The organism is Streptomyces sp. NPDC006552, from assembly GCF_040611655.1.
Lineage (GTDB): Bacteria > Actinomycetota > Actinomycetes > Streptomycetales > Streptomycetaceae > Streptomyces.
The window spans coordinates 61,952-79,455 of sequence record NZ_JBEXOS010000005.1; the positions used below are offsets into that span (position 1 = coordinate 61,952).

The following is a 17,504-nucleotide window of genomic DNA, read 5'->3' on the forward strand; positions in this document are numbered from 1 at the left end:
GGGAAGGGTGGGGGCGGGGGAGTCCGGGGTGGTCAGTTGAGGGTGTCGGGGTCCGGGCCGGTGCGCAGACCGCGGTCGGCCGCGGCGAGCGCCTCCAGCTCCTGCGGGCTCAGCTCGAAGTCGAGGACGGCGAGGTTCTCGCGGATGCGGGACTCGGTCACCGACTTGGGGATCACCACGTTGCCCAGCTGCAGGTGCCAGCGCAGGACCACCTGGGCCGGGCTCTTACCGTGCCGGGCGGCGATCGTGGTGACGGCCTCGTCCGTCAGCACGGCGCCCTGCGCGAGCGGGCTCCACGCCTCGGTGACGATGCCGTGCCGGGCGTGGAACTCGCGCAGCTCCCGCTGCTGCAGGCCCGGGTGGAGCTCGATCTGGTTGACGGCCGGGACGACGGAGGCGCCGGCGAGCAGCCGCTCCAGGTGGGCCGGCTGGAAGTTGGAGACGCCGATGGCGCGGGTGCGCCCGTCGGCGAGGAGCTTCTCCAGGGCGCGCCAGGTGTCCGGGTAGAGGTCGCGGGCCGGAGTCGGCCAGTGGATCAGGTACAGGTCGACGTGGTCGAGGCCCAGCTTCTCCAGGGAGCTGTCGAAGGCGGCGAGCGCCGCGTCGTACCCCTGGTCGGCGTTCCACAGCTTGGTGGTGACGAACAGCTCGTCGCGGGCGATGCCGGAGTCGGCGAGGGCCCGGCCGACGCCGCTCTCGTTGCCGTAGACCGCGGCGGTGTCGATGCTGCGGTACCCGGCTTCGAGGGCGGTGCGCACGGCGGCGGTGGTCTCCTCGTCGGGGACCTGGAAGACGCCGAAACCGAGCTGCGGCATGGTGACGCCGTTGTTGAGGGTGACGGTGGGGATGGTGGGCATGAGGAACGTCCCTGGTGTGGTGCGAACGTGCCGCGCGACGCGTGCGGCGACGGGGCTGACGAGTGACCACGGTAGTTGCGCACGCGGGTTAAATGCAAACGCGGGCTAGTGGCGCGTGCCGCACGCTGCGCCCCTGGCCGCGGCGGCCGCCGCAACTGCGCGGACTGAGGGCGTGAAGTCGGGGAACGCGACCGGGCATGACCGTACTGAGGAAAGCCGCACGTCCCCTGCTCGCTTCGGTCTTCGTCACCGGCGGGCTCTCCACGCTCCGCGACCCCAAGCGCGTCGCGCCCGCCGCCGAACCGGTGGCGGCGCCCCTCGCGGCCCGCATCCCGCGGCTCCCCGAGGACCCGGAACAACTGGTCAGGATCAACGCGGCGGTGCAGGTCGGCGCCGGGGTGCTGCTGGCGGCCGGGAGGTGGCCCCGCGTGGCCTCCCTCGCGCTCGCGGGCTCCCTCGTGCCGACGACGCTCGCCGGCCACGCCTGGTGGAAGGAGGAGGACCCCGAGCGGCGCGCCCAGCAGCGCACGCAGTTCATGAAGAACCTCTCCCTCTTCGGCGGCCTGCTCATCGCCGCCGCCGACACCCACGGGAAGCCGTCACTGGCCTACCGCACCCGGGGCGCGGCGACGAGCGGCCGCAAGACCGCCCGGCGGGCGCAGCGGGACGCCGCGCACACCCTGCGCGAGGCGACCGGGGCCGTGCGCGCCCTCCCGTCGACCGCCCGCCAGGCCGTCTCCGACCACCTCTGAGCCGGAGACCGAAACAAGGAAGGACTCTTCCGTGACCACCTTTGTCATCACCATTCCGGGGACGTTCCTGCGCGACGCGGACGACAAGGCCCGGGCCGACATCGCCCGCCGCCTGCGGCCCGCGGACCCCCACCAGACGGAGCTGGGCCGTGAGGAGGACCTCGACGTGCTCACCGTCAACGACGACAACACCTTCAGCATGCGGCTGGACGTGGAGGCCGGGGCGGGGGAGGAGGCGCAGCACAAGGCCGAGCGGACCGCCGCGGAGGCGCTGCGCGGCGCGGGGTTCGGCCCGGACGACGCCCCGCTGGGCCCACCGGCCGTGACCGGGATCGACAACCCCGCCTGACGCCTCCCGTCCGGCGCAGAAGAACGCTGACACCCCGCGGCGCCCGTCCCCTCCGGGGGGACGGGCGCCGCGGGGTCGTATCAGCCCTGTGCCGGCCGCTGAGCGGCCACCGTCTCGGCGAGCTTCTGGAACTCGCCGAGATCGTAGTTGGCGAGCGTGGAGTCGAGATTGGTCAGGGCGCCCAGACGCTCCACGAAACCCTGCGGGTCGTACTCGATCTGGAGCGTCACCCGGCTGGTGGTGTCGCTGAGCCGGTGAAAGGTCACCACCCCGGCGTGGTCCACGCCCTCGACGGTGCGCCAGGCGATCCGGTCCTGCGGCACCACCTCGGTGAGTTCGGCGACGAAGTTCTTGTCCGCCCCCGGCAGCTCCAGCTGCCAGGCGAAACGCCGCCCGTCCAGCGGCTCGACCAGGCGTACGTGGCTGAGGAACGCGGGCCACCGGGACACATCGCTCCACAGCTCCCAGGCGACGGAGACGGGGGCCTGGAGGTCGACGGACTCGAGCAGGGACGCGGACATGCGCACCTCTTTCCTGAGAAACGGGCGGTCACGGGCGGCTGTGGCCCGCGCGGCACGGGGCTCCGCTACCCCTTCGGGGCGAGAGCACGCGCGGCGGCGTCACGCCTTCTGCGCGGCCGCGGCCAGCTCCTTGAGGTCGACGGTCTCGCCGTCGGCCGGCGCCTGCGGGCGCACCGGCTTGCCGTAGTCGCTGAAGGTGGTCGTGTTGGGATCCTTGCCACCGCTCGACGTCGTCCGCAGGATGTACGGCTTGCCCTTCGTGGCCACGTACAGAGTGAGCGTCTCGCCGCTCGCGGTCTTCTTCGTCAGCCGGATCGCCTCGGCGCCGTCGACCGTGGTCGTCGAGCCCTTCTTCATGCCGGTGCGCTCCGACTTGTTCTCGTCCATGGACGCCACGAGCCCCTGCTTGTCGCAGAGCCCCTGAACCATCGCGTCGTCGGCCGGCGTCTTCACCCATTTGTCGGCCACCTCGGGCACGATCTTGTCGCCGCCGGGCTGCTTCTTGAGGGCGTTCCGCCAGTACTCCTCGTCGCCCCGCAGGTACATCGTGGCGTCCGTGTGCCGCACGTCCGCGTCGGCGCCGCCCGTACGGATGGTCCCGGCGCAGTTCTTGCGCTGGTCCACCGAGAGGTCGACGGTGACCGCGGCCCCCGGCGAACCGGCGGACCCGGACGGCCGGACCGTGCCCTTCATGTGCATCGAGTCGGCCTGCTCGGTGGCCTTGACCGCGTCGGCGGCGATCCGGTCGGCGCTCTTGCCCGCGAAGGGCTTGTCGTCGCCGCCGTCACCGCTCCCGCACCCCGCCACCGCCAGTAAGGCCGCTCCGGTGACCGCCGCCGTCATCACGCTACGGACTCGCATGGATCCCGCTCCCTCCCGAAGGGCCCGGACGGCCCTCCGCTCGTGCCGCGACCGTCGGGGCCGCGGAACGCCCCGCTTACCCGAAGTGCCCGACACCTCACCGGAAGGGCGTTTCCCACTTTCCCGGGGCGGGTGGGGCGGGTGCGCACCGCTGTGGCCGCGCGCCCGGCGCCCGGGGCGCTTATGGTGGCCGAGCGGCAGACCGGAGAGAGCGATGACGTCAGCCAGGAAGTCACGGAAGTCCCCCATCGGTCTGGAACAGCGCATGTCCCTGACCGGTACCGGCAGTTTCGACTGGGACCTGGAGAGCGGCGAGGTCAGCCTCGACGCCGCTGCCCTCGCGCTGCTCGACCTCGACCCCGCCGCCTTCGGCGGCACGGTGTCGGCGTTGCAGCCGAGCGTGTCGTCCGAGGAGATCGTCCGGATCACCTTCGCGGTCACGGAGGCCATCACCTCCGGCGCCGACCGCTACGGGGTCTACTTCCGGGTCCGTCGCCGAGACGGCGCGCTCCACCTTTGCCACGCCCGCGGCCACGTCCTGCGGGACGAGGACGGCGGGCCCGTGCGCGCCGTGGGGCTGCTGCGGCCCGCCTCGGACGACAGCGAGGAGCTCGCGGCCGTCGACCCCCGCGAGGAGCGCCGCCAGGGCATCGCCCTGATGGTGCAGGGCACCACGGACGCCCTGTCCCGCGCGGTCACCGTCGACGACGTGGTGGCTGTCCTGTCGGGCGCGAGCGGACTCGACCGGTTCGCCGCCGACGGCCTCGTCCTGGGCCTCGTCGAAGGGGACCACCTGAAGCTGATCGCCCTCGTCGGCCAGACGATGCAGGCGCTCGACGAACTCAAGCTGCACAAGGTCGACGCCTCGGTGCCGCTGGCCCAGGCGGTCCTGAGCCGGCAGCCCCGCTTCATGAGTTCGCTGCCCGCCCTCGCCCGGACCTTCACCCGCCTCGGCCCCTACATCGAGGAGATGAAGCTGGACTCGGCGGCCTTCCTGCCCCTGGTGGCGCAGGACCGCGCCATCGGCGGCCTCGCCCTGTTCTACCGCGGCCGCAAACAGTTCACCGACGCGGACCGCAACCTGTGCATCGGCCTGTCCGGCATCGTCGCCCAGTCACTGCAGCGCGCCATGCTCTTCGACGAGGAGCGGGACCTGGCCAAGAGCCTGCAGTCCACGATGCTCCCGCGCGATCTGCCCGAGGTCACCGACGCCGAGGTCGCCGTCCGCTACCACGCGGCCTGGGGCGGACGCGATGTCGGCGGGGACTTCTACGACGTCATCGCCCTGCCCCGCGGCCGCATCGGCGTCGTCGTCGGCGACGTCCAGGGACACGACACCCACGCCGCGGCCATCATGGGACAGCTGCGCATCGCCCTGCGCGCCTTCGCCGGCGAGGGACACTCGCCCGCGACGGTGCTCTCCCGCACCTCGCGGTTCCTCGCCGAGCTGGACACCGACCGGTTCGCGACCTGCACCTACGGCCAGTTCGACCCGGCCACCGGCATCGTGCGCGCCGTCCGCGCCGGGCACCTGCCGCCCCTGGTGCGGCACGTCGACGGCCGGGTGGGGGTACCGCGGGTGCGGGGCGGGCTGCCGCTGGGCCTCGCCACCGAGTTCGGCATGGAGGACTACCCCGAGGTGCGGCTCGACCTCGTGCCCGGCGAGACGCTCGTGCTGTGCACGGACGGGCTCGTGGAGGACTCGGCGCTCGACCTCGACACCGGCATCCAGAACCTCGCCGAGGTGCTGCGCGCGGGGCCCGAACCGGCCGAGGAGCTGGCGGACCACCTCTCGCGCGCCCTGTGGGAGCGGTGGGGCAGCACCGACGACGTGGCCCTGTTGGTGCTGCGCCGCTTCCCCGACCCCGGCACCCCCCAGGAGCCGCGCGTCCACCGCTACGTCCACCAGGCCGACCCCGAGGGGCTCGCCGACACCCGGGCGGCGCTGCGCGAACACCTCGCGTCGTGGGGGCTCGGTGCGGTCGCCGACGACGTCGAGGTGGCGGCGGGCGAACTGCTCGTCAACGCCCTCCTGCACACCGAGGGCGGCGCCATCCTCACCCTCGAAGTGCTCTCCGGCCCGCCGTGCCGGGTCCGCCTGTGGGTGAAGGACCGCTCCAGTACGCGCCCGCGCCGCAGGTCGCCGGGGGAGACCGCCACCTCGGGGCGGGGGCTGCTCATGGTGGAGGCGCTCGCCTCGAACTGGGGCGTCGAGCCGCGCGGCGAGGGCAAGGCCGTCTGGTGCGACTTCGTCGTCCCGGACGGCTGAGAGCCCTCGGACGGCTGAGAGCCCCCGCGCGGCTCAGCCGACCGGGGCCAGGTCGATGATCTTCCGGGTGGCCAGATCGGACTCGACCTTGATCGTGCTGGTGTCGGCGCCCGCTCCGTCGTTCCACGTGAGCGTCACCAGCGTCATGGAATGCCCGCCGCCCGAACCGTCGTACGCCACCGACCACTTCACCGGAACATTCTGTGCGAAGAGAATTCCGTTCGCGTGTTCCCGGGCCTCGTAATCCGCGACCTTTTTCCGCGCGGCGGCGGAGAGGTAGAAACCGCGCAGCGCCTTGGCGTCGGCGGCGGCACCCGCGTCCTCGTTGTCCCACATGGCGTCGATGTACGCGCCGTAGAAGTTGGCGACGCGGTCGGTGGTGCTGCGCGGGTCGCCCTTCGCGGCCGCGCTCGCCGCCGCGACGGTGTGTGTCCTGCTCCCGCCGGTGCCGGCGAGCGCCGGGGAGACGGCGCCCAGGGCCAGGAGCGCGGCGACGCCTCCGGCGGCGATGAAACGGTGACGAACATTCTTGCGCATGGTGGTGCCTTCCCCGTCGAAGAACGTACTCGGTGGCCCGGAAAGAAGAGTCCGGGCGGTTCGGTCACAGGGAAAGATGGCGTGCGCGCCGCATCAGTTCCAGGAAAAGCAGAGAAATTGCGCCCGCGCTGATGCCGTATGCCTACCGGAAAGGGTTGTGCGACGAAAAGAAAAGAACCGGCAAAGGGGGGTGCCGAGTGGGCGGACAGAAAGAGGCGGGACGGCACCTGGGTGCCGTCCCGCCTCTCGTCGAGCCGCCCCTCAGGACTGGGGACGGCTGCCGTGGTTGGCGCCGTTCTTGCGGCGGGCCTTCTTTTTACGGCGTCGCTTCGAGGACATCGCTACCTCCAGGGTCGGTGTTGCTTGTGGTTCTCCCTGGAACAGTCCAGGCGAGCACCGACCGTTCTACCCGATCCGACCCCTGTCATGCATGTCGTCCCCTGCATGTCGTGCGGCGCGCCGGGGAACGGGCCGCGGTGCCCGGCGTGCGGGCGCGGGCCGAAAACCAGGTGTGCACCCGCGCGGCCCGCGTTACGGTGGTGCGCATGAACGTCACGGCCATGCGCACCCGCACCGCGACCGCGCGAGCGACCAGCTCGCCGGTTGCCGCCGCCTGACCTTCACTTCCCTCGGCGACCGGAGACGGCCCGCCGATGGTTCCGTGGCAGTTCCGCAAGGCTTCCCCCCGGTTCCCGACGCTCGTGCGGACCCGTGTCCGGTGCCTCCCCGCTCAACCGCGAAGGAGCACCCCATGCAGACCGATACCGTCCTGCGCACGTTCATCGAGTACTACGAGGAGCGCGGTCACCGCCGCGTCACCGGCTCGACGCTGCTGCCGCCACCCGGCGACCCCGTCCTCTTCACCACCTCCGGCATGCACCCGCTCACCCCGTACCTGGAGGGGCGCCCGCACGAGCTGGGGCGGCGTCTGGTCAACGTGCAGCGCTGTCTGCGCACCACGGACGTCGACGAGGTCGGCGACCCCACCCATCTGACGGTCTTCGAGATGCTCGGCACCTGGTCGCTCGGCGACTACGAGGGCCCGCAAAGCCTCGAATGGGGCTACGACCTGCTGACCGAAGGGCTCGGCATCGACCCCGGGCTGCTCCACGCCACGGTCTTCGGCGGCGACGAGCAGGTGGGCCCGGACCGGGACTCCCTGCGGGTGTGGCAGGAGCGCGGGGTTCCGGTGGAACAGACCGTCGAGGACAACTGGTGGTCCAACGGGCCGGCCGGCCCCTGCGGACCCGACTCGGAGATCTTCCTGTGGACCGGGGACACACCCCCGCGATCGACGCCCACCGGCGACGAACGCTGGGTCGAGGTGTGGAACCACGTGATGATGCGTCACCGCAGGCTGCCCGACGGCTCACTCGTCCCGCTGCCGCAGCGCAACGTGGACACCGGGCTCGGCGTGGAACGGCTGGCCGGACTGCTCCAGGGCAGAACCTCGGTGTTCGAATGCGATGTCTTCACCCCCTGGCGGGAGCGCGTCCCCGGCCTCTGGCACCTCGACGAGCCGTCCTCCCGCCTCGTCTGCGACCATCTGCGCTCGGCCATGGTGGTCGTCGGGGACGGGGTGCGCCCCGGCAACACCGGCCGCGGGTACGTGCTGCGCCGGCTGGTGCGCCGTGTCCTCACCGTGCTGTGGCGCGACGATCCCACGCGGCGACTGGGGGACCTGCCGGGCGATTTGTACGGGCACACGCGCGACCACTTCGGGCAGCCGACGGACCCCGACGACGTGCGCCGGGTCCTGCTCGACGAGGAGCGCCGCTTCCGCCGTCTCCTCGAACGCGGCCGGCAGGTGCTCGCCCGTCCCCGCTTCCGGGGCCCGCTCGGCGAGGAGGAGCTGCACTACCTGCACGACACGCACGGGCTGCCCCGGGACCTGGTGCTGAGCCTGCGGCCGCAGGACTCGTAGGGCGGGCCGGGGCGGGGTCAGTCGCGGGCGGCCCGGACGTCGCCGTTGACCGTGGTGAGGGTCATGGTGCGGTCGGGCCGGGCGCCCTCGGTGGGTACCGCGGGGGCGGGGCGGCCGTTGTCGGTCGTGGCCCGCACCCGGTAGGCGGGGGAGCCGTGCGGGACGGTGACGTCCACGGAGCCGTTGACGGTCCGGCCCGAGACCTGACGCGGGGCGGTGGCGCAGTCGAGCGTGACGTCGCCGTTGACCGTCCGGGCGTACAGGCCGCCGGCGCGGAGCGTGGTGGCCCGCACGGAGCCGTTGCGCGTCGTGAGCCGCAGCGCCGCGTCCTTCGTGCCCGAACCGGCCACCGTCACATCGCCGTTGACGGTGGTGAGGTCCAGGGCGCCGGTGACTCCGGCGGCGTCGATGCCGGCGTTGCGGGCGGTGACGGTCACCGCGGTGTCGGCGGGCACGTCGATCTCCGGCATGCGCGGGCACGGCCGGCCGTGCCCGCGGCACGACAGATCGAGCACCTGGGTGCGGCCCTGGCGGGACCAGTGGTGGGCCACGGCCGGATCGACGCCCACCCGGTCACCGTCCGTCGGCCGCAGGCGCACACCGTTGTCCGTGGTGACCGTCAGCCGCAGACCCGAGACGGCCGGCGCGACGCCCTCGGCCGGGGACCGGGGCCGCTCGCCGCCTCCTGCGCACCCGGCCAGAAGAGGAAGCACGGCGAACCCGACGGCTCCGGCGGCCAAGCGCCGGGAGGATGACTTCATCGCAGCCTTCATCCCGACCAACTGCCCCGAACGGCGCCTTGCTCACCCGTAGAGCGGGCGCAGGCGCCCCGCTCTCCGCCCATAAGTGCGGAGAGCGGGGCGGCGGGCTCACTGCCGAACCCTCCCGGGAGGGACTCGGATCGGGACCGCCGTCGCACGGACTCCCCTCAACCGGGAGGTCCAAACGTGGAGACGGCGGTTCAAGGAGTACCGTCGCCCAGCGCTTCGCGCACCGCCGCCTGCGCGTGCAGCCGCGCCGTGGGGAAGACGGGGACGGGGCTGTCCTGCGCCCCGATCAGCAACTCGATCTCGGTGCAGCCCAGGACGATCCCTTGGGCACCGGACGCGACCAGCCCGGCGATGACCTCCTGGTACGCGGTGCGCGACGCGTCACGGACCACGCCGAGGCACAACTCCTCGTAGATCACCCGGTGGACGAGGGCCCGCCCGGCCTCGTCGGGGACGAGCACGTCGAGGCCCGCCTGTGCGAGCCGGCCCCGGTAGAAGTCCTGCTCCATGGTGAACGCGGTGCCGAGCAGACCCACCCGCTCCAGCCCCGCCGCTCGCACGGCGCCCGCAGTCGCGTCGGCCAGGTGGAGCAGGGGGACGGCCGTGGCGGCCTGCACCTGGTCGGCGACCTTGTGCATCGTGTTCGTGCACAGGAGCAACAGCTCCGCACCGGCCGCTTCGAGGCGCCGGGCGGCCTCGGCGAGGATCCGGCCCGCGGCCTCCCAGTCCCCCACGACCTGCAATCGCTCGATCTCCGCGAAGTCCACGGAGTACAGCACGCACGGAGCGGAGTGCAGCCCGCCGAGCCGCTCGCGCGTCAGCTCGTTCAGCAGCCGGTAGTACTCCGCCGTCGACTCCCAGCTCATGCCGCCGATCAGCCCGATGGTCCTCATACGCATAAGCGGACTCTACGCGTGCCGGGCAGGGTATAAGCAAGCCTTATCGCAGCGGTCGGGGGCGGCTACGGTGCCCACCCGGGCAGCGGTTAGTCTTCGCAGCGGTACTGCCCGACACGGGGTGCCCCGCGACCGCGACGGGGCTGAGATCACACCCGTAGAACCTGAACCAGTTAGCACTGGCGGAGGGATGTCAGCGATGTCGATGCCGCACGCTTCCACGGAACCGCATGCCGCCCCGCGGCCGGGCGCGACCGCCTTCGACGGGCGGATGCCCGCCGCGCCGGGGGACTGGCGCCCGGAATCGCGCGGCATCGCCCCGGTCCCCGGGAGCCACCGGTACGGTGGCGCCGGACGGCTGTTCACCGTGTGGTTCGCCCCGAACCTGACCATGAGCGGCGTCTTCACCGGCACCGTCGGCATCGCCCTGGGCCTGGACTTCGCCACCGCGCTGGCGGCCGTCGTCCTGGGCACCGTGCTCGGAGCCGTGCCCACCGCCTATCTCGGCACCTGGGGCAGCCGCACCGGCGCGGGTCAACTGCCGCTGGCCCGGCTGGCGTTCGGCCGGGCGGTCGTCGTGCCGGGCACGCTCCAGTGGCTGTCCTCCATCGCCTGGGACGCGCTCATCGGACTGTTCGGCGGGGACGCGCTCGCCCGGCTGTGCGGCTGGCCGTTCTGGCTGGGGGCCCTCGTGATGATGGCCGCCCAGGGGGCGTTCGGCGCGCTGGGTTATGAGGCGATCCACCGCCTCCAGAAGTGGATGACGGCCGTCCTCGCGGTCGCCTTCTGCGCCCTGGCCCTGCGCCTGGCCCATGCGGGCGTCACCCCCGCCGGCCACGGGAGCGCCCACGGGGCCGACCGGCTCGGTGCGTTCGCCCTGACCACCACCATCGCGCTGAGCCTCACGCTCTCCTGGGCCCCCTACGCCAGCGACTTCAGCCGCTACCTGCCCCGGGCCACCTCCGCCTCCCGCATGTTCTGGTGCACGCTCGCCGGTGTCGTCGTGTCGTTCACCGCGGTGCAGGCCCTCGGACTGTGGGGCGCGTCCGTCTTCACCGACCAGACCGCGCAGGGCGTCGACACGCTGCTGGGCGGGGGAGTGGTCGGCTCGGTCGGGCTCCTGGCCGTGGCGCTGGCCGCGCTGTGCAGCAACGCGATGAACGACTACAGCGGCTCCCTCGCCCTCCAGGTGATCGGCGTCCGCCTGCCGCGCCCCCTCGCCGCCGCGCTCGCCGCTCTCCTCGGCTTCCCGCTGGTGCTGTGGATGCACGCCGCGGACACCGCCGCCCGCTTCCAGAACGTGCTCCTGTTCGTGGGGTACTGGATCCCCGGCTTCGTCGCGGTCGTCCTCGTCGACTGGCGGGCCCGCGCCCGCGCGCGCGGGGGCGCCGCCGTGGACCTCGCGGCGGAGGAGGCCCGGCGGCAGCCGGTCCTGCCCGCGCTGGTGGCGTTCCTGGCCGCGTTCGCCGCCACGGTGCCGTTCATGGACACGAGCCTCTACGTCGGCCCCGTGGCACAGGCGCTGCACGGCGCGGACCTCGGCTACTACGTCGCCTTCGTCACCGCGCTCGCCGTTTACGTGCCGTTCGGGCTGCGGGAGAGCGGCAGTACCGGCAGGGGCTGACAGGTGCGGCGCCCACCTGCGGTTTTTGCGTACGGCGCCGCCGGAACCGGAACCTTCTTGCGTTATGCGCAAGACCTTATGCGCCAAGGGGAACGCCCGTACCGTCGAACCCATGACGCACCCCGGACCCGCAGGTCACCACCACGGAACCTCCGCCCACACCCACACCCACGCCCACGACGCGACGCCGCAGGACGACGAGCTCGCCCAGATCCTCGACCTCGACGCCGAGCTGTTCGCCGGTCACCTCGCCGCCACGACGCGCAAGATCGCGGACCTGTCGGCGGGCGGCGTCCGGCACATCGTGGATATCGGCGCCGGCAGCGGAACCGGCACCTTCGCCCTGCTCGACCGGTTCCCCGGGGCCACGGTCACCGCCGTCGACAGCTCCGCCGCCATGCTGGAGCGGCTGACCCGCACCGCCGCCGCCCGGAACCTCGGCGCACGGGTCGTGCCGCTCCAGGCCGACGCGGGCCAGGGCCTGCCCGGCGTCGGCGACGCGGACCTCGTCTGGGCCTCGGCCTCCCTGCACCACCTGGACGACCCCGTCGAGGCGCTGAAGGGGGTCTTCGCCGCGCTGCGCCCGGGCGGCCTCCTGGCCGTCGCCGAGCTGGACGGGATGCCCCGGTTCCTGCCCGACGACGCCGTCCCGGACCGCGCCGGACTGGAAGCCCGCTGCCGCGAGGCGCTCACCGCGCTCCAGCACGAGCACGTGCCGCACCTCGGCTCCGACTGGCGCGGCGCGCTGACGACGGCCGGCTTCAGCATCGCCTACGCCCACGCCGAGGAACTGCGCCTGGACGCGCGGACACCGCTGCCCGCGGGCGCGGGACGCTACGCCTACCTCGCGCTGCGCCGCATCCGCGAAGCCGTCACGGACCTGGTCGACGCCGCCGATCTCGCCGCGCTCGACACCCTCCTGGACGGCGGCGCACAGGACGTGCGCCACCGGGGCGACCTCGTGGTGCGCTCGACGCGCGAGCTGTTCCTCGCCCGCCGCCCCGCGGCCGCCGGGCACTGAACCGTCCCGGCGCCCGGCGGAGCCGCGCCCGGGCTCGCCTACGATCGGCGGCGTGTGCGCATATGTCATGGTCGCCGAAGACGACGAGAAGCAGGCCGAACTGGTCCGCCGCTACCTGGAGCGGGAGGGCTACGCCGTCACCGTCGTCCCGGACGGGCGCCGGGCCATCGAGGAGGTCCGGCGGCGCGAACCCGACCTGCTCGTCCTGGATGTGATGATGCCGCGGGCCGACGGCCTGGACGTCGTCCGGGTGCTGCGGGCCGAGGCGCGCGAGGTCCCGGTGCTGATGCTGACGGCCCGCAGCACCGAGGACGACCTGCTGCTCGGCCTCGACCTCGGGGCCGACGACTACATGACGAAGCCCTACAGCCCGCGCGAGCTGATGGCCCGGGTGCGCACGCTGCTGCGCCGCACCCGCCGGAGCGGCCCGGCCGCACCCGAGTCCGCGCGGTTGCGGGTCGGCTCGCTGGTCGTCGACCCCGACCGGCACGAGGTGTCGGTCGACGGGACGCCGGTGGAGTGCACGCCCGGCGAGTTCCGGCTGCTGGCGGCGATGGCGGCGGAGCCCGGCCGGGTCTTCGGCCGCCAGCAACTCCTCGCGGAGCTGCACGGGTTCGACCGGTACATCAGCGACCGCACGGTCGACGTGCACGTCATGAACCTCCGCAAGAAGATAGAGCCGCACCCGCGCCGCCCCGTACGCCTGCTCACCGTGTTCGGCGTCGGCTACAAACTGACCGACCCCGCGAAGGGCGGCCGCGATGCGTCGGCGTAGCCGGGGCGACGACGGCGCCCGCACGGTGGCACGCGCCGGCCGGCCGCCCCTGCGCAAGAGCCTGCGCGGCCGGCTCCTGGGCGTCTCCGTCCTGGTCGCCACCTGCTCGGTTGCGGCGACCGCCTGGCTCGCCGTGCAGACCACGTCCGGCGCCATCCGGCAGGAGCAGGGCCAGAACCTCGCCGACGACACCAGGATCTACGACACGCTGCTCGGGTACGCCGCCACGCACCCCCGCTGGGACGGCGTCGACGCGACCGTGCGCGACCTCGCCCGCACCACCGGCCGGCACATCACCCTGACCACCCAGGCCCGCCGCCCGCTCGCCGACTCCAAGGCCGGGCCCACCCCGGCCGCCACCCTGCCCGCCCAGGCATCCGCCACCGTCGACCCGCTCTCCGTGGACACGGCACTGGCCCCGGACCGCACCGGCACGCCGATCGCGGCGGCCGACCGCATCGACGCGCGCGCGGTCGGCCCGTTCCGGCTGCCCGCCACGGAACGGGACCGGCTGCGCGGCCTCGCCGAGCGGTACCGGTCGTGCCTGCACACGGTCGGGGTCGGCGCAGACATCGTGGTCGGCCCCAGCGGGCGCCCCCGGGTGGAGACGGTCGGGAGCGGCTCCGACGCCTCGGGCTACCGCAAGTGCGCGCCGCAGACGCTCGACGCGCCGACGGCGACCGAGAGCAAGGCCCTGACCGCGCTGACCCGGCTCACCAATGCCTGCCTGAACCGTCAGCGCCACCACCGCGTCGACCTCGCGCTCGACCTCACCTGGCGGGACGGGACGGCGCCGGCGGAGAGGAAGGCCGCCGAGGCCGCTCAGCAGGCGGTCCCGTCCCCGGTGCCCGCCGCCCCCTCGACGGCGCGCCCGGAGGACGACCACACCGTGGCGTCCTGTGTGAGCACGGCCCGCCGCGAACAGCTCACCTCGTTCGTCGCCGCGCCCGTGCTCCTGTTCATCGGCGACCAGGGCGACGCCACCGTGCCCGGCTTCGACCTGTCGCCGCGCAACACCGCGAAGATCGCGGGCGTCGCCGCCCTCGTCCTCGCCCTGACCGTGGGCGCGTCCGTCCTGGCCGGCACCCGCCTCGTCCGGCCGCTGTACGCCCTGACCGGCGCGGCCCAGCGCCTCAAGGACGGCCGGGCGACGCAGCCGGTGCCGGTGACGGCGGACAACGAGATCGGCCGGCTCGCGGCGGCCTTCAACGACATGTCCGCTCACCGCACCCGCCTGGAGGAGCAGCGCAAGGCGATGGTGAGCGACGTCGCCCACGAGCTGCGGACCCCGCTGAGCACCATCCGCGGCTGGCTGGAGGCGGCGCAGGACGGTGTCGCCGAACCCGATCCGGCCTTCATCGACTCGCTCCTCGAAGAGGCCGTGCAGCTCCAGCACCTCATCGACGACCTCCAGGACCTCGCCGCCGCGGACGCCGACACGCTGCGGCTGCACCCGCGGCCGGTGCGGGTGCAGGAGCTGCTCGGCCAGGTCGCGGCCGCCCACCACGTCCGCGCGGAGAAGGCCGGTGTGACGCTGTCGGTGGCCCGGCCGGCCGGGCCCGTCCCGGAGCTGACGGCCGATCCGGTCCGGCTGCGGCAGGCCGTCGCCAACCTCGTGTCGAACGCGATACGCCACACCGGGCCCGGCGGCACGGTCACCCTGCGCGCGTCCCGGGCCGACCCCGGCGACGAGGTCGTGGTGGAGGTCGCCGACACCGGCAGCGGCATCGCCGCCGCCGACCTGCCGTACGTCTTCGACCGGTTCTGGCGCGCCGAGAAGTCCCGCAACCGGCGCACGGGCGGCAGCGGTCTCGGCCTGTCGATCGTGCGCAAACTCGCCCAGGCGCACGGGGGTTCGGCGACGGCGGCCAGCACGGAGGGGGAGGGATCGGTGTTCACGCTGCGGCTGCCGCTCGGCGGGCCGGCCCCCGCGGAGCGGCCCTGATGCGATGACCACAGCCGTCTGACAGGTTCTTCACAACTCCACGCGAGCCTGGGGCCGTCGACCGAGGGGCCCCGCCCGGCGGTCGGCATCTCACGGCCGGCCGGCCGTGAGTCCCTAGGTTTGGGAGTCACCCGTGTTCCACCGACCGCTCCACCGACCGTCCCTGCGCACGGCCGCCCTCGGCGCCGCCGTGACCGCCGCCGTGCTCGCCCCGGCCGGCACCGCACTCGCCTCCGACACCTCGCCCTCCCCGGTGCCGAGCGAGCGCGCGGCCGCGCAGAAGCCCAGCACGGCGGCGTCCCCCGCCCCCGCCCGGGACTCCGACGCGGCGCGCAAGCGGGCCGCCGCGGCGAAGCAGGCGCCGCGCGGCGGCGTGGCCGCGGGCGAGCGGCCGGCGTCCGACGGCGGCGCCGGCTCCACGGCGCTCGTCGGTTCGCTCACGGCGGCGGCGCTCCTCGCGGGCGCGGGCACCGTGGTGCTGCGCCGTCGCTCCGCGCAGCACTGAGCACCCGCCGTCCCCGACGGCTTCCCGGCGCCGCCCGCCCTGCCGGGCGGCGCCACCTCTTCCCGTCCCAGGAGTCTGTTGTGCACCAGCCCGGGCGGCGCGCGGCCGCCGTGTCCCTCCTTGCCCTCCTCGTCTCGCTCACCGGGTGCTCATCGGGCGCCGGGGCACGGATCAGCGGCGACGCGAGCAGCGTCCCGCACCCCGCCTCCTCCGGCGCGGGCCCGGCGCCCGGCCGGCCCGCCGACCCCGCGCGGGTGAAAATCGCCGCCATCGGCGTCGACAGCGCCCTGCTCCCGCTCGGCCTGAACGAGGACGGCACCGTCGAGGTCCCGCCCGCAGAGAAGGGCGGGACCGCCGGCTGGTACACCGGAAGCGCGGTCCCGGGCGAACGCGGAGCCGCCGTGATCATCGGGCACAACGACACCCGGTTCGGCCGGGCCGTCTTCCACGACCTGCGTGCGCTGCGCGCCGGGGCGGACATCGCCGTCCGCGACGCGGCGGGCACGACGGCCCACTTCACGGTCACGGCCACCGAGACGGTCAGCAAGAAAGCGTTCCCGACGCAGAAGGTCTACGGCGCCACCCGCACCCGCGCCCTGCGCCTGATCACGTGCGACGGCACCTTCGACGCCCAGGGCCACCCCGTGGACAACCTCATCGTCTACGCGGAACGCACCGGCCGCTGAGCCTCACCCGGCCGCCGCCCGGTACGGCCGGAAGAACGCGCGCAGCTCCCGCGCGTACAGCTCGGGCTCCTCGAACGCGGCGAAGTGGCCGCCGCGGGCGGGCTCGGTGAAACGCACCAGATTGGTGGTCCGCTCCAGCCAGGCACGCGGCGGCCGGACGACGTCCCCCGCGAAGATCGAGAAACCGGACGGGACCTCGACCCTGCGGGTGAGCTGCGCGGGGTCGATCGCCCCGTTCGCGCGGTACATCCGCATCGCGGAGCCGATCGTCCCGGTCAGCCAGTAGAGCGTGACGTTGGTGAGGATCTCGTCCTTGGTGAAGCTGCGCTCGATGTCACCGCCGCAGTCGCTCCACGCGCGGAGCTTCTCCACGATCCACGCGGCGAGCCCGGCCGGCGAATCGGTCAGTCCGACGGCCGCGGTCTGCGGCTTCGTGCGCTGCATCGCCGCGTACGCCCCCTCGGTCCGGCCCCAGACCCCGACCTCCTCGAACCAGGCCCGCTCCGGCGGCGTGAGGTCCGCCGGGTCGCCGTCGAAGACCGGCAGGCCGCCGTCCGTGCGGTGGACGGCCACGACCCGCTCGGGGTGGTCGAGCGCGAGGTAGCGGCTGACATGGCTGCCGAGGTCGCCGCCCGCGGCGCCGAAACGCTCGTAGCCGAGGACGCTCATGAGCTCGGCCCACAGGCCCGCGACGGCGGGGGAGGCGAGCGGCGCGCCGGTGGGGCGGTCGGAGTACCCGTAGCCCGGGTTGTCGGGCACGATCACGTCGAACGCGTCGGCCGGGTCGCCGCCGTGCGCCCCCGGATCGGTGAGCAGCGGGACGACCTTCGAGTAGCGCCAGAACGAGTCCGGCCAGCCGTGGCTGAGGACCAGCGGCAGGACCGGCCCCGCCGGGGCTACCGCGCGGGCGTGCACGTAGTGGATGCCCAGGCCGCCGAGCCGGACACGGTAGTGCGGCAGCCGTGCGAGCGCCGCCTCCTGCGCCGGCCAGTCGAAGCCGTCCGCCCAGTAGGCCACCAGTTCACGGAGGTAGCCGACGTCGGTGCCCAGCGACCACCCCGCGTCCTCGGGCGCGTCCGGCCAGTTCGTGGCGCGCAGCCGCGCCCGCAGATCATCGAGCGCGGCGGGATCGGTGCGCAGGGAGAAGGGCTCCGGGCGGGGCAAGGGGTGTGACATGGGACGCATGGTAACTCCGGGGCGCCGGACGCCGAT

Annotated in this window: 17 protein-coding genes and 1 riboswitch; of the genes, 10 read left to right on the forward strand and 7 right to left on the reverse strand. The window is 73.7% G+C overall.

Translation table 11 applies throughout. The features are described from left to right. Window positions 1–32 precede the first annotated feature (32 nt). A complete protein-coding gene (locus ABZY33_RS04785; protein ID WP_356490018.1) occupies window positions 33–857 on the reverse strand; it encodes an aldo/keto reductase in 825 nt (274 codons plus the stop codon). Between the two features lie 197 nt (window positions 858–1,054). Here ABZY33_RS04785 and ABZY33_RS04790 point away from each other — a divergent pair, with 197 nt between their 5' ends. Together ABZY33_RS04790 and ABZY33_RS04795 are read left to right on the forward strand one after the other, a co-directional pair. Continuing rightward, the gene (locus ABZY33_RS04790) at window positions 1,055–1,609 is read left to right on the forward strand and encodes a DoxX family protein (protein WP_356490019.1); all 555 of its coding nucleotides are present in this window, start codon (window positions 1,055–1,057) and stop codon (window positions 1,607–1,609) included. A gap of 31 nt (window positions 1,610–1,640) precedes the next feature. Next, complete coding sequence (locus ABZY33_RS04795) at window positions 1,641–1,958, forward strand: hypothetical protein (RefSeq protein WP_356490020.1); 318 nt, start codon at window positions 1,641–1,643, stop codon at window positions 1,956–1,958. Window positions 1,959–2,038: 80 nt separating this feature from the next. Here the strand turns inward: ABZY33_RS04795 and ABZY33_RS04800 are convergent, their stop codons facing one another. Then, entirely contained in the window at window positions 2,039–2,479 is a 441-nt protein-coding gene (locus ABZY33_RS04800; RefSeq protein WP_356490021.1) for an SRPBCC family protein, read from the reverse strand. A gap of 99 nt (window positions 2,480–2,578) precedes the next feature. After that, entirely contained in the window at window positions 2,579–3,340 is a 762-nt protein-coding gene (locus ABZY33_RS04805) for a hypothetical protein (protein ID WP_356490022.1), read from the reverse strand. A gap of 265 nt (window positions 3,341–3,605) precedes the next feature. On the opposite strand from ABZY33_RS04805, the gene ABZY33_RS04810 reads away from it, so the two are divergent. Continuing rightward, entirely contained in the window at window positions 3,606–5,609 is a 2,004-nt protein-coding gene (locus ABZY33_RS04810) for a SpoIIE family protein phosphatase (RefSeq protein WP_356490023.1), read from the forward strand. A gap of 33 nt (window positions 5,610–5,642) precedes the next feature. Here the strand turns inward: ABZY33_RS04810 and ABZY33_RS04815 are convergent, their stop codons facing one another. After that, entirely contained in the window at window positions 5,643–6,146 is a 504-nt protein-coding gene (locus tag ABZY33_RS04815; RefSeq protein ID WP_356490024.1) for a hypothetical protein, read from the reverse strand. Window positions 6,147–6,897: 751 nt separating this feature from the next. Here ABZY33_RS04815 and ABZY33_RS04820 point away from each other — a divergent pair. Continuing rightward, window positions 6,898–8,070, forward strand: a complete 1,173-nt coding sequence (locus tag ABZY33_RS04820) for an alanine--tRNA ligase-related protein (protein ID WP_356490025.1) — start codon at window positions 6,898–6,900, stop codon at window positions 8,068–8,070. Between the two features lie 17 nt (window positions 8,071–8,087). Here the strand turns inward: ABZY33_RS04820 and ABZY33_RS04825 are convergent, their stop codons facing one another. Together ABZY33_RS04825 and ABZY33_RS04830 are read right to left on the reverse strand one after the other, a co-directional pair. After that, window positions 8,088–8,810, reverse strand: coding sequence for a DUF4097 family beta strand repeat-containing protein (locus ABZY33_RS04825; protein WP_356490026.1), 723 nt, complete (start codon window positions 8,808–8,810; stop codon window positions 8,088–8,090). Window positions 8,811–9,031: 221 nt separating this feature from the next. Continuing rightward, entirely contained in the window at window positions 9,032–9,733 is a 702-nt protein-coding gene (locus tag ABZY33_RS04830; protein WP_356490130.1) for an aspartate/glutamate racemase family protein, read from the reverse strand. Between the two features lie 110 nt (window positions 9,734–9,843). Beyond that, a riboswitch (TPP riboswitch) is annotated at window positions 9,844–9,944 on the forward strand. Between ABZY33_RS04830 and ABZY33_RS04835 the strand changes: the two genes are divergently transcribed. From ABZY33_RS04835 to ABZY33_RS04860, 6 genes are all read left to right on the forward strand, one after another. Then, a complete protein-coding gene (locus ABZY33_RS04835; protein ID WP_356490027.1) occupies window positions 9,936–11,360 on the forward strand; it encodes a cytosine permease in 1,425 nt (474 codons plus the stop codon). It overlaps the preceding riboswitch by 9 nt. A gap of 112 nt (window positions 11,361–11,472) precedes the next feature. Further along, entirely contained in the window at window positions 11,473–12,381 is a 909-nt protein-coding gene (locus tag ABZY33_RS04840; RefSeq protein ID WP_356490028.1) for a methyltransferase, read from the forward strand. A 67-nt stretch (window positions 12,382–12,448) separates the two neighbouring features. Next, window positions 12,449–13,156, forward strand: a complete 708-nt coding sequence (locus ABZY33_RS04845) for a response regulator transcription factor (RefSeq protein WP_356490131.1) — start codon at window positions 12,449–12,451, stop codon at window positions 13,154–13,156. Beyond that, the gene (locus ABZY33_RS04850; protein ID WP_356490029.1) at window positions 13,143–15,101 is read left to right on the forward strand and encodes a HAMP domain-containing sensor histidine kinase; all 1,959 of its coding nucleotides are present in this window, start codon (window positions 13,143–13,145) and stop codon (window positions 15,099–15,101) included. The genes ABZY33_RS04845 and ABZY33_RS04850 overlap by 14 nt, the downstream gene beginning before the upstream one ends. Window positions 15,102–15,234: 133 nt before the next feature. After that, complete coding sequence (locus ABZY33_RS04855; RefSeq protein ID WP_356490030.1) at window positions 15,235–15,606, forward strand: hypothetical protein; 372 nt, start codon at window positions 15,235–15,237, stop codon at window positions 15,604–15,606. Between the two features lie 80 nt (window positions 15,607–15,686). Next, on the forward strand, window positions 15,687–16,292 hold the full coding sequence (locus ABZY33_RS04860) for a class F sortase (RefSeq protein WP_356490031.1): 606 nt from the start codon (window positions 15,687–15,689) through the stop codon (window positions 16,290–16,292). 3 nt (window positions 16,293–16,295) lie between these two features. Here the strand turns inward: ABZY33_RS04860 and ABZY33_RS04865 are convergent, their stop codons facing one another. Next, the gene (locus ABZY33_RS04865; RefSeq protein ID WP_356490032.1) at window positions 16,296–17,468 is read right to left on the reverse strand and encodes an epoxide hydrolase family protein; all 1,173 of its coding nucleotides are present in this window, start codon (window positions 17,466–17,468) and stop codon (window positions 16,296–16,298) included. Window positions 17,469–17,504 lie beyond the last annotated feature (36 nt).

Coding starts and splice junctions, on each gene's coding strand:
- ABZY33_RS04785 (WP_356490018.1), bottom strand. CDS start 857: ATGCCCACCATCCCCACCGTCACCCTCAACAACGGCGTCACCATGCCG.
- ABZY33_RS04790 (WP_356490019.1), top strand. CDS start 1,055: ATGACCGTACTGAGGAAAGCCGCACGTCCCCTGCTCGCTTCGGTCTTC.
- ABZY33_RS04800 (WP_356490021.1), bottom strand. CDS start 2,479: ATGTCCGCGTCCCTGCTCGAGTCCGTCGACCTCCAGGCCCCCGTCTCC.
- ABZY33_RS04805 (WP_356490022.1), bottom strand. CDS start 3,340: ATGCGAGTCCGTAGCGTGATGACGGCGGCGGTCACCGGAGCGGCCTTA.
- ABZY33_RS04810 (WP_356490023.1), top strand. CDS start 3,606: ATGTCCCTGACCGGTACCGGCAGTTTCGACTGGGACCTGGAGAGCGGC.
- ABZY33_RS04815 (WP_356490024.1), bottom strand. CDS start 6,146: ATGCGCAAGAATGTTCGTCACCGTTTCATCGCCGCCGGAGGCGTCGCC.
- ABZY33_RS04820 (WP_356490025.1), top strand. CDS start 6,898: ATGCAGACCGATACCGTCCTGCGCACGTTCATCGAGTACTACGAGGAG.
- ABZY33_RS04830 (WP_356490130.1), bottom strand. CDS start 9,733: ATGAGGACCATCGGGCTGATCGGCGGCATGAGCTGGGAGTCGACGGCG.
- ABZY33_RS04835 (WP_356490027.1), top strand. CDS start 9,936: ATGTCGATGCCGCACGCTTCCACGGAACCGCATGCCGCCCCGCGGCCG.
- ABZY33_RS04840 (WP_356490028.1), top strand. CDS start 11,473: ATGACGCACCCCGGACCCGCAGGTCACCACCACGGAACCTCCGCCCAC.
- ABZY33_RS04845 (WP_356490131.1), top strand. CDS start 12,449: ATGGTCGCCGAAGACGACGAGAAGCAGGCCGAACTGGTCCGCCGCTAC.
- ABZY33_RS04850 (WP_356490029.1), top strand. CDS start 13,143: ATGCGTCGGCGTAGCCGGGGCGACGACGGCGCCCGCACGGTGGCACGC.
- ABZY33_RS04865 (WP_356490032.1), bottom strand. CDS start 17,468: ATGTCACACCCCTTGCCCCGCCCGGAGCCCTTCTCCCTGCGCACCGAT.